This window comes from Acuticoccus sp. MNP-M23 (genome assembly GCF_031195445.1).
Taxonomy (GTDB): domain Bacteria; phylum Pseudomonadota; class Alphaproteobacteria; order Rhizobiales; family Amorphaceae; genus Acuticoccus.
In genome coordinates, this window is the sequence record NZ_CP133480.1 from 4,326,882 (window position 1) to 4,342,339 (window position 15,458).

Below are 15,458 nucleotides of genomic sequence, written 5' to 3' on the forward strand. Positions count from 1 at the left end.
CTCTCCTTACGCAAAGAATCTATGGGATTTTTCGATCGCCGCTGCAAGGCGGTCCACGTCATCCCTCGTATTGTACATGGCAAACGAAGCCCGGCAGGATGCGTTCACGCCAAAATATGTCATCAGCGGTTCGGCGCAGTGGGAGCCTGCCCGCACGGCCACGCCCTCACGGTCGAGGATGGTGGCAACGTCGTGCGGGTGCGCGCCCTCGAGATTGAACGCGAAGACTGCACCCTTGCCCGGCGCATCGCCGTACAGCGTGAGGGCATTGATGCCGCGCAGCCGCTCGCGCGCATAATCGCGCAGGTCCATCTCATGGGCATGGATCGCATCCCAGCCGACGCCGTTGGCGTATTCGATGGCAGCGCCAAGGCCGATGGCCTGCACGATGGGCGGCGTGCCGGGTTCGAAGCGGTTGGGCAGGCCCGCATAGGTGATGGTGTCGCGGCCGACGGAGGCGATCATTTCCCCGCCGCCCATGAAGGGCGGCATCGCCTCAAGGAGCGACCGGCGGCCATAGAGGGCGCCAATGCCGCTGGGGCCATAGATCTTGTGCCCGGTGCAGGCGAAGAAGTCGCAATCCAGCGCCTGAACGTCGACCCTGCCATGGGCGGCGGACTGGGAGCCGTCGACCATCACCACCGCGCCCTTGTCGTGGGCAAGGCGCGCGATTTCGGCAACCGGGTTCACGGTTCCGAGCACGTTGGACATGTGGACGACGGCAACGAGCCTGGTGCGCTCCGAAAGCGCCGCCTCCAGCCCGTCCATGTCGAGCGAGCCGTCCTCGGTGAGTTCGACCCACTTGAGGACAGCGCCCTTCTCCTCGCGCAGCTGGTGCCAGGGAACGATGTTGGAATGGTGCTCCATGACGGAAAGCACGATCTCGTCGCCCGGCTCGATCAGCGGCCGCAGGTAGGCCTGCGCCACGAGGTTGATCGCCTCGGTTGAGGAGCGGGTGAAGATCACCTCCTCCGCACTCGGCGCATTGAGGTGCGCGCGGACGATCTCGCGCGCGCCTTCGTAGGCCTCGGTGGAGCGGTTGGCGAGCGTGTGCAGGCCCCGGTGGACGTTGGAATAATCCTCGCCGTAGGCCTTCACGATGCGGTCCAGCACCGCCTGCGGCTTCTGCGACGACGCTGCACTGTCGAGGTAGGTCAGCGGCTTGCCGTGAATCTCCTGCTTGAAGATCGGGAAGTCGGCACGGACCTTCTCAATGTCGAAGCTGCGCAACGCGGCATCCATCTAGGCGGCCTCCGCGGTCACGCCAAGCGCTTCGCCCAGCGCTGCGCGCAGAACGTCGGCCAGCTTTTCGGCCAGCGCCTCGTCGCTCACCTTGTCGAGCCCCTCGACCAGAAATGCCTCCACCAGCATCCGCCGGGCCGCTGCCAGCGGAATGCCGCGGGCGCGCAGGTAGAAGACCGGCTCCTCGTCCAGATCGCCGGACGTTGCACCGTGACCGCACTGGACGTCGTCGGCAAAGATCTCCAGCTCCGGCTTGTTCACCACCTCGCCGTCATCGTCGAGATAGAGCGCGTTGGACATCATCTTCGCATCGGTCTTCTGCGCGCCGGGATCGACGATGATCCGGCCCTGGATGATGGCCGTGCCGCCGCTGCCAACCGCGGTGCGGAACACTTCCGACGATTGGCAGTCCAGCGAGTTGTGGCGCATCACCAGCGTGTTGTCCGCATGGCGTTTGCCAACGGCAACGGTGGCGGCGCGGAAGTTGGTGTCCGCCTCGTCGCCATGCACATGGGCGAAGATCTGGTTGCGGTTGAGGCCCTTGCCCGTAGAGAGGGTCGTGTGGTCGAGCCTGGTGTTCTCGGCAATGCGCAGGTGATGGGTGGAAAAGAGCGTCGTGCCGTCGCTGGCGCCTTCCACAATCCGCGCCCACTCCAGCGATGCGCCCGCACCCAGCGTGATTTCCGCCAGATGGTTGCCCACGCCGTCCTCGCCGCCGATGAACCGCTCGACCACATTGGCCTGTGCCCCATCAGCCAGGAACACTGCAAGGCGGCCCATGGTCAGCGTAGCGGGGGACATGATGTGGACGATCTCGACCGGCGCACCGGCAATGCCGTCGATCCGCAGGACCGCACCGCCTTCAAAGAGGCTGATGTTGGCGAGCGTCAGGGCATCGTCGTGCGCCGCGACCAGCGCGCCGATATCAGCGCTGTCGTCGTCCGGCTCGAGGATCGAGGTGAGCGCCACCCCGCCCGGTGCCGTCGAGTGTTCGGCCACAAGGCGGCCATTGGCCAGAACGATGCGTGCAGCGCCAGCCGTCAGCGGCGGGTTCGCGGCAAGCGCGGTCTCGATATCGGCTTCCGACATGACGCCGGCCGCTGGCGGCAGCGTGCGCAGCCGGGCCTTGAGGTCGGTGTAGCGGTAGGCTTCCACGCGCCGGTGCGGCAGGCCGGTCTCGGCAAAGCGCGCAAAGGCGACGCGGCGCGTTGCATCGAGCGGCGCTTCGGTGAAGCCGTCGGCGCGGGTCTCGAACAGGTCGCTGAGGGTGCGCTCAGCGGCCGTGGGCTGAACGGGAACCGGAGTGGCCATCACGCGGCCTCCATGAACTCGGCGTAGCCCGTGGATTCCAGCTCTTTGGCCAGCTCGGGCCCGCCCGAGCGGACGATCTTGCCGTGCGCCAGAACGTGCACATGGTCCGGCTCGATATAGTCGAGCAGACGCTGGTAGTGGGTGATGATGAGGAACGACCGCTCGGGGCTGCGCAGCGCGTTCACGCCATCCGCGACAATGCGCAGAGCGTCGATGTCGAGGCCCGAGTCCGTTTCGTCGAGCACGGCGAGCTTGGGCTGAAGCAGCGCCATCTGCATGATCTCGTTGCGCTTCTTCTCGCCGCCGGAGAAGCCGACATTGATCGGCCGGCGCAGCATTTCCTGCTTCACGCCGAGCTTTTCGGCGGCGGACTTCACCACCTTCATGAACTCGGGCGTGGTCATCGCGCCCTCGCCGCGCGCCTTGCGCTGGGCGTTCATGGCGGTCTTGAGGAACGTCATCGTGGCGACGCCGGGGACCTCGACCGGGTACTGGAAGGCGAGGAAGATGCCGGCGGCCGCGCGCTCTTCCGGGCTCAGCTCCAGAAGATCGCTGTCCATGAACTTCACGGAGCCTTCGGTGACATCGTAGCCGTCCTTGCCGGCGATGATGTTGCCGAGCGTGGACTTGCCTGCCCCGTTCGGGCCCATGATGGCGTGCACTTCACCCGGCCAGATCTCCAGGTCGAGACCCTTCAGGATCTCACGGGTGGTGTCGCCGTCCTCGACGCTGGCGTGAAGGTTCTCGATTGCAAGCATTGCGATTTCCAAGTCAGCGGCCGGAGCCGCGCCAATGTGGTATGGCGCGGCGAATGCCGCGCCTGTCTCATCTTGATCGGGCCGGCGCTGCCTAGCCGACGGAGCCTTCGAGGCTCACGCCGATCAGCTTCTGCGCCTCGACCGCAAACTCCATCGGGAGCTGCTGGATCACGTCGCGCACGAAGCCGTTGACGATCAGCGCGACGGCCTCTTCCTCGTCGATGCCGCGGGCACGGCAGTAAAAGAGCTGGTCGTCGGAGATCTTCGACGTGGTCGCCTCATGCTCGAACTGCGCCGTGCCGGTTTTCGATTCCACGTAGGGGATCGTGATTGCGGCGCAGGTTTCACCGATCAGCAGCGAGTCGCACTGGGTGTAGTTGCGTGCGTTCTTCGCCTTGCGGTTCGCCTGGACGAGGCCCCGATAAGTGTTCACCGACTTGCCGGCCGAGATGCCCTTGGAGATGATCCGGCTCGACGACCCCTCGCCCAGATGGATCATCTTGGTTCCCGAATCGATCTGCTGGCGGCCGTTTGAGATGGCGATGGAGTAGAACTCGCCCCGGCTTTCCTTGCCGCGCAGGATGCACGACGGGTATTTCCAGGTGATGGCCGAGCCGGTCTCCACCTGCGTCCACGAGATCTTCGCCCGGTCGCCCCGGCAGTCGCCGCGCTTGGTGACGAAATTGTAGATCCCGCCCTTGCCCTCGGCATCGCCGGGGTACCAGTTCTGCACGGTGGAATATTTGATCTCGGCGTCGTCCAGCGCAATCAGCTCCACCACGGCGGCGTGAAGCTGGTTCTCGTCGCGCTGCGGTGCAGTGCAGCCTTCGAGGTACGAGACGTACGAGCCCTTGTCGGCGATGATGAGCGTGCGCTCGAACTGGCCGGTGTTCTGCTCATTGATGCGGAAGTAAGTGGAAAGCTCCATCGGGCAGCGCACGCCCGGCGGCACGTAGACGAACGAGCCGTCGGTGAACACGGCGCAGTTGAGCGTCGCGAAATAATTGTCCGACACCGGGACGACGGAGCCCAGATACTTCTTCACCAGCTCCGGATGCTCGCGGATCGCCTCGGAGATCGAGCAGAAGATCACACCGGCCTTGGCGAGTTCCTTCTTGAACGTCGTCACCACGGAAACCGAATCGAACACGGCATCCACCGCGACGCGGCCATAGCCGTTCTGGTTGCCGTCATCGTCGGCATCAAGGTCGGAAGGTTCGCCCTGCTTGCGGACGCCGGCCAGAATCTCCTGCTCCTTCAGCGGGATACCCAGCTTTTCGTAGGTCCGCAAAAGTTCGGGGTCCACCTCGTCGAGCGACTTCGGCCCCTCGCTGAGCTTGGGGGCGGAGTAATAATAGAGATCGTTGTACTGGATCTTGGGATAGTGGACGGTCGACCATTCCGGCTCGTCCATCGTCAGCCAGCGTTTATAGGCCTCGAGCCGCCATTCGAGCATCCACTCGGGCTCGCCCTTTTTGGCGGAGATGAAGGCGATCACCTCTGGCGAAAGGCCCTTTGGCGCCTTGTCGGACTCGATATCGGTGACGAAACCGTACTTGTACTTGTCGACGTCGATCGCGGCAACGCGGTCGATCGTCTCCTGAACTGCTGGCATTCTTTCTCCCTCCAGACGGGTTCAAAGCCCGTAGGTTGGACCTCTTCTAGCTATAGAGCGCCCTTCCATTGGCACAATCACGTCGCGCAATGCCAACAAAAAACGCTGGAACGCCGCCTCCGCCCCCGCTGGCCCGGCGCTGACCCTCAGCGCCGTGCGGGCCACCGCTTCGGGTACCCCCATTGCGGCCAGCACATGGCTCGGTTTCACGCTGCCTGACGAGCAGGCCGCCCCGGACGAGACGGCAACCCCGGCCATATCGAGGCCGATGAGACTGATTTCGGCCGGAATTTCACCCGGTGAAAAAAGGCTCGTGTTGGGCAGACGCGGTGCTCCCTTGGCGAAGATGTTGGCCTTCGGGAACGTTTCGGCAAGGGCTGCTTCGAATTGGTCGCGGGCAAACCGTGTGTCGGCCCAGCCGTCGGCGTTTGCCGCGGCCGATTTCAGCGCAGCGCCCAGGCCCGCGATGGCCGCCACATTCTCCGTGCCGCCGCGGGCGCCCCGCTCCTGCCCGCCGCCGGAAATTAGCGCAGGAACCGTCGCCATGCCCCGGCGGACCAGCGCGCCCACGCCGGTCGGCGCACCGATCTTGTGGCCGGACACGGTCACGAGGTCGGCCACAAGGTCGGCGTCCGCCACCCGGCCGAAGGCCTGCACGGCGTCGGTGTGGAAGACACCGCCCGCCGCCCGCACAAGCCGCGCGATCTCGCCGAGGGGCTGGAGCACCCCCGTCTCGTTGTTGGCCGCCATGATGGAAACCAGCGCCGGTGTCCCGTCCAGCGCCTGCAACAGCGCATCGAGGTCGACAACGCCCTCCGCATCCACCGGCACGACGGTGATGGCGTCCGGCGCAAAGCGGCCGCCGGCGCTCACGGCAGGGTGCTCGACGGCCGAAACGATCAGGCGCTCGGCCGGGCCGCCCGCGCCGCACACCGCGCCCGGTGAGAGGGCCATGGCGTTGGCTTCCGTGCCGCCGCTGGTAAACGTGACCGCCTCCGCCGACACCCCGAAGCGCTGCCCGAGCTGGCGCCGCACCGTTTCCACCAATGCGCGGGCCGCCCGCCCCTCTGCATGGACGGAGGACGCGTTGCCGCCTGCGGTCATCGCGTCGATGGCAGCGGAGCGCGCGGCGGCATTGAGGGGCGCCGTTGCATTCCAGTCCAGATAGAGCCGGTCAGGGTGCTGCGGCATCAATTCGTGTCCACCTCATGTTCGAAATGCTTGATTGTAGGCTTTGACATGATGGATAACCCCGCCTCACGCCATGTCCGGCCAAGTTGCGGCAATGCCGTTCGGACAGGGGTTCAGCTTTAATCGGATCTTGAGCGGATCATCCGGGCGTCCCGCAACGGTCTCGCCCGAACCGCGCATGAGAGCAATGGGTCGCACATGCCTGAAGTCATCTTCACCGGGCCAGCCGGTCGCCTGGAGGGCCGCCTGCAGCCGTCTACGGACCGGCGCGCGCCTCTCGCGATCGTTCTGCACCCGCACCCGCACTTCGGCGGGAACATGAACCACCAGATCATCTACAATCTGTTCTACATGTTCAAGGAGCGGAACTTCACGGTTCTGCGCTTCAATTTTCGCGGCGTCGGCCGCAGCCAGGGCGAGTTCGATCACGGGGCGGGCGAGCTGGCGGACGCTGCCTCCGCGCTGGACTGGATGCAGTCGGTCCACCCCGACGCGCGCGGCTGCTGGATTGCAGGCTTCTCGTTCGGCGCCTGGATCGGGATGCAGCTTCTGATGCGCCGGCCCGAGGTGCAAGGCTTCATGTCCATCGCGCCGCCCGCCAACCTGCACGACTTCTCGTTCCTTGCGCCCTGCCCGTCCTCCGGCCTCATCGTCCACGGCGACCGCGACCGTGTGGCCATCCCCAAGGATACGCAGACCCTCGTCGACAAGCTGAAGGCGCAGAAGGGCATCGTGATCGACCACACCATCATGCCGGGCGCCAACCACTTCTTCGATGGCCAGGGCGACCAGCTGTTGAAGATCTGTTCTACCTACCTGGACGGCCGGCTCGCCACGGACAACGCCGCCTGATCGGCTGCGGCCCCTGCATCCGGGGGCCGCGCCCTAATCCGCCGGAAAGGACGTCGCGCCGCCGGTCAGCGGCGCGCTTACCCCGGTGGTGCCCGGAAAGGTCAGTGGCAAGCCACGCAGGCTGCGCACGGCGAGATAGGCAAACGCCTCGGCTTCCATGAATTCGGCGGAAAAACCCGCCGCATCGGCCGACCGGACCGGAACGCCCAGCGCATCCTCGATGAAGCCGATCATGGTCCGGTTCATAGTCCCCCCGCCCGCTGCAATGACCGTGACCGGACGGGCCGGAAGCTGGCGCACGCCGGCCGACAGAGCTTCGGCGGAAAAGCGGGTGAGTGTCGCAATCCGGTCCGCGAAACCAAGCTGCGCGACGGGTGCCGGCGAGAAAGCGTCGCGGTCCAGCGATTTGGGCGGCGCCAGCGCGAAATAATCGTTGTCCATCAGCCGTGCCAGCGCAGCCTCGTCCACCGTGCCGGATGCGGCGAGGCTGCCGCCCTCGTCATAGGCCTTGCCGACTTCGGCCATGGCATCGTCGATCAGCGCGCTGGCGGGGCCGGTGTCGAAGGCAATCAGCGTATCCCCGTCGATGAAGGTGACGTTGGCGACCCCGCCAAGGTTGATGACCAGAACCGGACCGGCAAGGCCCGCGCTGGCGGCCAGCGCACGGTGGTAGGCCGGCACCAGCGGCGCGCCCTGGCCACCGGCCGCCACATCGGCCTGCCGCATTGCGCTCACCACCGGCACGCCGAAGCGGCGGGCCAGCGCATCCGCATCGCCGATCTGGAAGGTCATCCGCCGCTCCGGAGCATGGGCAATGGTCTGCCCGTGCCAGCCGATGAGGTCTGCCGTCAGGCCCTCGGCGGCGAGAAAGGCCGCGATGGCGTCGCCATGGGCTTCGGTCACCACCTGTTCGGCAGCCGTGATCAGCGCCGTGCGGTGGCGGGAATCGGGCGCCGCCATCGCATCGGGCAAGGCGGCGGCAACGGTTTGCCGCTCGGCCGGCGTATAGGGCCGCGCAAGGCCCGGTCCGCGCACGATGTGGCTGTCCCCGTCGGTGGTGAGCAGCGCCACGTCCACGGCATCCATCGAGGTGCCCGAGATCACGCCCACCGCCGCGCATGGCAGGGAGATCGACAAGCTCTTGCGATTTTCACCGCGAGGTGCAAACGGAAGATCCATGGCCATCTCCGATTTCATCAAGACCCTCACCGCCCGCGGCTTCATCCACCAGATGAGTGACCCCGAAGGGCTCGATGCCGCCTGCGCCCAAGGGCCGCTGACAGCCTATATCGGCTTCGACTGCACGGCCAACAGCCTGCATGTGGGAAGCCTCGTCCAGATCATGATGCTGCACTGGTTTCAGAAGACCGGGCACCGTCCGCTCGTCTTGATGGGTGGCGGGACGACGCGCATCGGCGATCCGTCCGGCCGCGACACCAGCCGCCAGCTTCTGGATGCCGCCGCGATCGAGGAGAACAAGGCCGGCATCTTCAAGGTCTTCGAGAACTTCCTCACCTTCGGCGACCGCCCGACCGACGCGGTGCAGATCGACAATGCCGACTGGCTGGACACGCTGGAATACGTGCCCTTCCTGCGCGATGTCGGCCGACACTTCTCGGTCAACCGGATGCTGTCGATGGACTCGGTCAAGATGCGGCTCGACCGCGAGCAGCCGCTGTCCTTCCTGGAATTCAACTACATGGTCCTCCAGGCCTACGACTATGTGGAGATCAACAAGCGCTACGGGTGCCGGCTGCAGATGGGCGGCTCGGACCAGTGGGGCAACATCGTCTCCGGCATCGACCTTGGCCGCCGCATGACGGGCGCGGAGCTGTTTGCCCTCACCTCACCGCTGATCACGCTGGCGAGCGGCGCCAAGATGGGCAAGACCGCCGACGGCGCTGTCTGGCTCAACGCCGACCGCACCAGCGCGTACGACTACTGGCAGTTCTGGCGCAACACCGCCGATGCCGACGTGAGCCGCTTCCTGAAGCTGTTCACCACGCTGCCGATGGACGAGATCGAGCGGCTTGGCGCCCTCGAAGGCGCAAAGATCAACGACGCGAAGAAGACCCTTGCCACCGAGGCGACCACATTCATCCACGGCCGCGCCGCTGCCGAGGCAGCCGCCGCCACGTCGGAGGCGACATTCGTGTCCGGCACCACCGATGCCGGTCTGCCCACGGTGGAAATCCCGCGCGATGCACTGGTGGAGGGGCTCGGCGTCCTCAATGCGCTTGTGACGGCGGGCCTTGCCGCGTCCAACAGCGAGGCACGGCGCAGCGTTCAGGGCGGTGCGGTTCGGCTTAACGATGACAAGGTCGACGATCCGGCCAGGGCCATCGGCCAGGACGATGTTCGCGATGGTGTGGTCAAGCTGTCGGTGGGCCGCAAGAAGCACACGCTCCTGCGCCCGGTCTGACCGAAGCCGCGGCGCTGAGCGCGTCGCGGCCGCCCGTCAGATCCCTTCGCCGCGCAGAAATTCCTGAACCTCGATGCGCTCGGGCTGAAAGGCTTTGCGCAGGACGGCGATACTGGCTTCCGGTGTGGTGTCGCCGCACATGAAGATATCGAGCGCAGCATAATTGTGCTCGGGCCAGGAGTGGATCGAGATGTGGCTCTCGGCCAGCACCGCCACACCGGAAATACCGGAATTTCCATCGAAATGGTGGAGGTGGACGTGGAGCAGCGTGGCGCCTGAGACCTCGACGCAGCGCTTCAGCGTTTCCTCGATATGCGGCAGATCGTCCAGCCGGCTGCCGCCATAAAGGTCGATGATCAGATGCGCGCCAGCGCAGCGCACGCCGTTGCGCAGCATCATGTGATCGCCATCGTCTGGCGCTACCGTTTCGGCCGGGGCGTCTTGTGCCCACTTCGATGCAGGTTCGTTCAGCCGTGCCGATGCGTCGCCTCGCGCCATTCGGTCCTCAATTGTAGGGTGGATTTTCATCTTCGGACGATAGTCGCGCACCTGCGGATTTTCAAGCAGCACCAGCGCACTCAGCGCGCCTTTATTTTGAGGCCCACCCGCGGCTCTATCTTCGCTTGCATCTCATCCAGCAATAATTATATGCCGGTCCAACATATATCGGATCAGTATAGATCGAATTGATAGAGGTGGGTCTGAATGCCGGCTGATGTGCTGAGCCCCGTGAGCACGCTTTGCCTCGCCATCCTGCATCGCGGCGACGCGACGGGGTACGAGATCAAGAAAGAATCCGTCGACGGGGACGACAGCTACTTCATCGATGCCAGCTACGGGTCCATCTACCCGGCCCTTGCCCGCCTGGCTGCGGAGGGTCTCGTCACCCTGCGCGAGGAAACCCAGTCCGGCCGCCCTTCCCGCAAGGTCTACTCCATCACCGACACCGGGCGCGACGCACTTCTGCGCGCCCTGTCCGAACCGCCGGGACCGGACGTCTTCCGCTCCCGCTTTCTTCTCGTTGCCAAGTTTGCACGGGAATTGCCTGCAAACGTCGTTGCCGACGCCGTTGCGGAGCGGAAGCGGCACCTGACTGAGGAAATCGCCCATCTGGACCGGATTGCCGCGGAATGTAGCGGCAACCCGTGCGTGGAATGGGTGATCGACTACGGCCGTGTCTGCATGGGCACGTCTCTCAAAGTTCTGGACGAACGCGCGGACGAACTCATCGCGATCGGCCGCCCGCCGATTGCTGACGCCGCCGAATAGAGGCCGCCATGTTTGTACGACTGACCCTCGCCATCGTGATCGCAGGTGCCATTGCCGCCTGGATGTGGAGCGGCACTTTTGTCGTGTCCGGCAGTGCCGAAGAATCCGAGATCCGCCCGCCAGCAGAACGCTCCGAGGCAGACACCACGCTGTTTCAGGTGCGCGTTCTCAAGCTCGATGCCGAGGAGCGCAAGCAAACCCTGGTGATGCGCGGGCGGACCCGCGCCAACGCGACGGTCGAGGTGGCCGCAGAGACCACCGGCCGCGTGGAAGAGCGCCCGGTGGAACGCGGTTCGGTTGTTGCCAAGGGCGATATATTGTGCCGGCTGGACCCCGGCGTGCGCGACACCGAGCTTGCCAAGGCAGAGGCCGAAGCTGCAAAGGCCAAGCTCGATTTCGATGCAGCAACGAAGCTGCAGGGCCGCGGCTTTGAATCGCAGACCCGCGTTGCGGCGACCCGCGCATCGCTGGATTCGGCCAATGCCTCCGTTGCCGCAGCAGAGCAGGAGAAGGAGCGCGCCAACATCCGTGCGCCCTTCGACGGCGTGGTCGAAGACCCGTTGACCGACGAAGGCAGCGTTCTGGGGGTCGGCCAGCTGTGCGCAACCGTCGTCGATGCCGATCCCATCGTGGTGACCGGACAGGTCACCGAACGCGACATTGCCAGGATCGAACGCGGCGCAACCGCCGCCGTCGCGCTGGTCACGGGCGAGAGTGTCACCGGCGAGATCTCGTTCATCTCCCGCACCGCCGACGAGAACACGCGCACCTTCACCGTCGAGATCCGCATTCCCAACGCCGACCTGTCGCTGCGCGCCGGCGTCACCGCCGAAGCCGAGATCCCGCTGCCCGGCGTGCGCGCCCACCGCCTGTCGCCCGGCGTCCTCACCCTGTCGGACAGTGGCGCCCTTGGCGTGCGCACGGTGGATGGCGACGGCATCGTCTCCTTCATGCCGGTGAAGATTGCCGGACAGGACAATGACGGCTTCTGGGTGACGGGGCTGCCGGACAAGATCGATGTCATCACCGTGGGGCAGGACTATGTGATCAACGGCCAGAAGGTCGACCCGGTCTACGCCGAACAACGGCTGGGAGACGGCGCATGAACGGATTGCTCGACGGGATCCTGTCGCGTCCGCGCACGATCCTCACGCTTCTCATCTTCCTCCTTGTCGCCGGCGGCTTCGTCTACGTGACGATCCCCAAGGAGGCGAACCCGGACATTGACGTTCCGGTCTTCTACGTTTCGGTGACGCAGCAGGGCATTTCGCCCGAAGATGCCGAGACGCTGCTGGTAAAGCCCATGGAGCGGCAGCTGCGCGGCCTCGAAGGGCTGAAGGAAATCACCGCAACCGCCTCCGAGGGCCACGCCGGCATCGTCCTGGAATTCAACGCCGACTTCGACAAGGACGACGCGCTGACCGATGTGCGCGACAAGGTGGACCGCGCGCAGGCCGACCTCCCGGCCGACGCCGACGAGCCGACCATCACCGAAACCAACTTCAGCCTCGTTCCGACCATCAGCGTTGCCCTGTCCGGCGAGGTGCCCGAGCGCTCGCTGTTCAAGCACGCGCGCAGCCTGAAGGACGAGATCGAGGCGCTGCCCACGGTCCTCTCCGCCGACCTTGTGGGCGAACGCGAGGAACAGCTGGAAGTCATTCTCGACCAGACCGCGATGGAGAGCTACCGGATCGACCCGGTGGAGCTGTTGCAGACCCTGTCGGCCAATAACCAGCTTGTGCCCGCCGGCTTTCTCGACAAGGGCGAAGGCCGCTTCTCGGTCAAGGTGCCCGGCCTCATCGAGGACGCAACCGACGTCTATTCGATGGTCATCAAGGAAGAAGCCGGCAACGTCGTGACAGTCGGCGACATTGCCGAGGTGCGCCGGTCCTTCGAAGATCCGAACAAGTTCACCCGCGTCAACGGCCACCCCGCCATCACCATCAACGTGGTCAAGCGCATCGGTGAGAACATCATCGAGAACAACCAGGCGGTTCGCGACGTTGTGGATGCCGCCACCGCCGACTGGCCGGACACCATCCAGGTCGACTACCTGCTCGACCAGTCGAGCTTCATCTACGAGGTTCTGGGCGGGCTCGAAGCCTCCATCTCCACCGCCATCGTGCTGGTGATGATCGTCGTCATTGCGGCTCTCGGCTTCCGCTCCGCGCTTCTGGTCGGCATTGCCATTCCCACCTCCATCCTCCTTGGCTTCCTGGTGCTTTCGGGCCTCGGAATGACCGTGAACATGATGGTGATGTTCGGCCTCGTCCTCACCGTCGGCCTGCTGGTCGATGGTGCGATCGTGGTGGTGGAATATGCCGACCGGCGCATTGCCGAGGGCGCCTCGCGGGCCGAAGCCTTCCGCGAGGCCGCCAAGCTGATGGCATGGCCGCTGATCTCGTCCACCGCCACCACGTTGATTGCCTTCATGCCGATGCTCCTGTGGCCGGGCACGGCAGGCGAATTCATGAGCTACCTGCCGATCATGGTGATGATCGTCCTGATCGTCGCCCTGGTCACGGCAATGATCTTCCTGCCGGTGGTGGGCACCGTCCTGTCCAATGCGCTCATTGTGGGGCTCCTTGCCGGGGCAGCGGCCGCGGGCGGCGCCCTCTTGCTGCTTGGCGAAGCCGGGCTCATGAAATTCGCCGCCGCTGCACTGGCGTTCGTGCTGGCAACGATCATCGCGACCAGGCTTGCCGGTCGGTGGGGGGCGCGCGCGCCAGCGTCAACCGTCGCGCCCGAGCCTGCCGTGTTCGACCCGCGCTCCGTGACCGGCATCACGGGGGTTTACGTGCGCACGCTCCGGCACCTTGCCGGCAACTCGCTCGGCATCGTCCTGACGCTGGCTCTGGTGGTCGGTGTGGCGTTTGCGGTGATGAGCGCGTTCACCACCAACAACAACGGCGTGGAGTTCTTCGTCGACGAAGAGCCAGACGTCGCCATCATCATGATCTCGGGCCGCGGCAACATGAGCGCGCGCGAAGCGCTCACCCTTGTCCAGCAGGTCGAGGGCAAGGTGCTCGCCATCGACGGCGTTGACAACGTGGTCACCAGCGCCTTCCCGTCCGGCGGCGATTCAGGCAGCGGCGGAATTGGCGGCGGCGGCGACAAGCCTGCCGACATCATCGGCGAGATCCAGGTGGAGCTCGTGCCCTACTGCTGCCGCCGCAAGGCCGTGGAGATCTTCGCCGACATCCGCGCACAGACCAATTTTGCGGGCATCAAGACCGAGGTTCGCAAGATCGAGGGTGGCCCGCCCACCGGCAAGGACATCCAGCTCCAGCTGACATCCGACAATTACGACACGTTGCTGGCCTCGATCGGCACCGTGCGCGACAAGTTCGGCACAACGGCAAACCTGCGCGATGTGGAGGACGACCGTCCGCTCCCCGGCATCGAGTGGCAGATTGACGTGGACCGCGAGGAAGCCGGCCGCTTCGGCGCCAGCATCCAGACCGTGGGGCGGACGATCCAGCTTCTTACCAACGGCGTCCTCCTCAACCGCTACCAGCCGGACGATTCGGCCGACCAGATCGACATTCGCGTCCGCTTCCCCGAAAGCGACCGCAACCTCGACGAGTTCGCCAACCTGCGGGTTGAAACGGTGAAGGGGCAGGTTCCCATCGCCAACTTCATCACTGTCACGCCGCAGCAGCGGGTGTCCTCCATCACCCGCATCGACGGGCGCTACGCCATGACGGTGAAGGCCGATGTGCGGGAGGCCCCCGGCATCGACCAGAACACCAAGATTGCGGAGCTGGACAGCTGGATGGAGGCGCAGGCGTGGCCCCCGGGCCTCACCTATGCCTTCCGCGGCGCCAACGAGGATCAGGCGGAGTCCATGTCCTTCCTGATGAAGGCGATGGCTGCCTCGCTGGTCATCATGTTCCTGGTGCTGGTCACCCAGTTCAACAATTTCTACCAGACCGCGCTGACGCTTCTCACCATCGTCCTGTCGGTGTTCGGCGTGCTTCTGGGGATGATGCTCACCGGGCAGAAATTCTCGGTCATCATGACCGGCACCGGCATCATCGCGCTTGCGGGCATTGTGGTGAACAACGCCATCGTGCTGATCGACACCTACAACCGCGAGCTTCAGGTTCAGCCGGACCGGCTGACCGCGGTGCTGGCGACCGCAGGCCAGCGCGTGCGGCCGATCCTTCTGACCACCGGCACCACCATCGCCGGCCTCATCCCCATGGCAACGCAGGTCAACCTCGACTTTTTCAGCCGCACCGTGGCCGTCGGCGGCATCACGTCGATCTGGTGGGTCCAGCTCTCCACGGCCATCATCGCCGGGCTGGCCTTTTCCACCGTCCTCACGCTGGTGGTGGTCCCGGTGATGCTCGCGCTGCCCGAAACCTTTTCGCGCACCGCCCGCCGCCTCCGCGGCGTTCCGGAGCCGGCGATGGCACCAGCTGCAGCGCCCGCGCCAATGCTTGCCGCTGTGGAGGCCCCCGCCAGCCAGGCCGACCAGCCGACACGCGAAATGGAGTGGCCGCCCCGCGACACGGAGACGCCTGCGGACACGGCGCCTCCACTCAAAACCGACGTGTACGCCCCGGTTCTGGCCGCATCGCGGCGCCGCCGCCCTGCCGATCCGGCAAAAATCGACCGCGGACCGCTCAACGAAGCTGCGGAATAGGCAAACCGTGTCCGCCTGACACTGGCGGACACGGCCCATTGGGCTATCTGTAACTGGGTGAATTCCAATCTGATCGCCCCCCGCCGCCCTGCCCCCCGATCCAGCCCGAGCTGTCCGCCCGGTGCGATGGCCGTGAGGAGGCAGACC

Annotated in this window: 12 protein-coding genes; 5 read left to right on the plus strand and 7 right to left on the minus strand. The window is 65.4% G+C overall.

Annotated features, from left to right (window positions below; translation table 11 throughout):
* Positions 1-6: 6 nt before the first annotated feature.
* From RDV64_RS19940 to RDV64_RS19960, 5 genes are all read right to left on the minus strand, one after another.
* The gene (locus RDV64_RS19940; protein ID WP_309196709.1) at positions 7-1,242 is read right to left on the minus strand and encodes a cysteine desulfurase; all 1,236 of its coding nucleotides are present in this window, start codon (positions 1,240-1,242) and stop codon (positions 7-9) included.
* Positions 1,243-2,553: a SufD family Fe-S cluster assembly protein gene (locus RDV64_RS19945; RefSeq protein WP_309196710.1), complete on the minus strand. Its 1,311-nt coding sequence runs from the start codon at positions 2,551-2,553 to the stop codon at positions 1,243-1,245.
* A complete protein-coding gene (sufC, locus tag RDV64_RS19950) occupies positions 2,553-3,311 on the minus strand; it encodes a Fe-S cluster assembly ATPase SufC (RefSeq protein ID WP_309196711.1) in 759 nt (252 codons plus the stop codon). The genes RDV64_RS19945 and sufC overlap by 1 nt, the downstream gene beginning before the upstream one ends.
* 91 nt (positions 3,312-3,402) lie before the next feature.
* Positions 3,403-4,926, minus strand: coding sequence for a Fe-S cluster assembly protein SufB (sufB, locus tag RDV64_RS19955; protein WP_309196712.1), 1,524 nt, complete (start codon positions 4,924-4,926; stop codon positions 3,403-3,405).
* Positions 4,927-4,947: 21 nt separating this feature from the next.
* A complete protein-coding gene (locus RDV64_RS19960; protein WP_309196713.1) occupies positions 4,948-6,117 on the minus strand; it encodes a cysteine desulfurase family protein in 1,170 nt (389 codons plus the stop codon).
* Between the two features lie 198 nt (positions 6,118-6,315).
* Between RDV64_RS19960 and RDV64_RS19965 the strand changes: the two genes are divergently transcribed.
* A complete protein-coding gene (locus RDV64_RS19965) occupies positions 6,316-6,969 on the plus strand; it encodes an alpha/beta hydrolase (RefSeq protein WP_375143775.1) in 654 nt (217 codons plus the stop codon).
* Between the two features lie 33 nt (positions 6,970-7,002).
* Here RDV64_RS19965 and RDV64_RS19970 read toward each other — a convergent pair whose 3' ends face one another.
* Positions 7,003-8,148 carry an anhydro-N-acetylmuramic acid kinase gene (locus tag RDV64_RS19970; RefSeq protein WP_309196714.1) on the minus strand — a complete coding sequence of 382 codons (1,146 nt, stop codon included), beginning with the start codon at positions 8,146-8,148 and terminating at the stop codon, positions 7,003-7,005.
* Between RDV64_RS19970 and tyrS the strand changes: the two genes are divergently transcribed.
* Positions 8,147-9,391, plus strand: a complete 1,245-nt coding sequence (gene tyrS, locus RDV64_RS19975; RefSeq protein WP_309196715.1) for a tyrosine--tRNA ligase — start codon at positions 8,147-8,149, stop codon at positions 9,389-9,391. The genes RDV64_RS19970 and tyrS overlap by 2 nt on opposite strands.
* A gap of 36 nt (positions 9,392-9,427) precedes the next feature.
* Here the strand turns inward: tyrS and speD are convergent, their stop codons facing one another.
* Positions 9,428-9,889, minus strand: a complete 462-nt coding sequence (speD, locus tag RDV64_RS19980) for an adenosylmethionine decarboxylase (protein ID WP_309196716.1) — start codon at positions 9,887-9,889, stop codon at positions 9,428-9,430.
* A 207-nt stretch (positions 9,890-10,096) separates the two neighbouring features.
* Between speD and RDV64_RS19985 the strand changes: the two genes are divergently transcribed.
* Genes RDV64_RS19985 through RDV64_RS19995 form a run of 3 tightly spaced genes read left to right on the plus strand, consistent with a single transcriptional unit; the run spans position 10,097 to position 15,311 of the window.
* Positions 10,097-10,660: a PadR family transcriptional regulator gene (locus tag RDV64_RS19985; protein WP_309196717.1), complete on the plus strand. Its 564-nt coding sequence runs from the start codon at positions 10,097-10,099 to the stop codon at positions 10,658-10,660.
* Positions 10,661-10,668: 8 nt separating this feature from the next.
* Entirely contained in the window at positions 10,669-11,766 is a 1,098-nt protein-coding gene (locus RDV64_RS19990) for an efflux RND transporter periplasmic adaptor subunit (protein ID WP_309196718.1), read from the plus strand.
* Entirely contained in the window at positions 11,763-15,311 is a 3,549-nt protein-coding gene (locus RDV64_RS19995) for an efflux RND transporter permease subunit (RefSeq protein ID WP_309196719.1), read from the plus strand. Before RDV64_RS19990 ends, RDV64_RS19995 begins: the two co-directional genes overlap by 4 nt.
* Positions 15,312-15,458 lie beyond the last annotated feature (147 nt).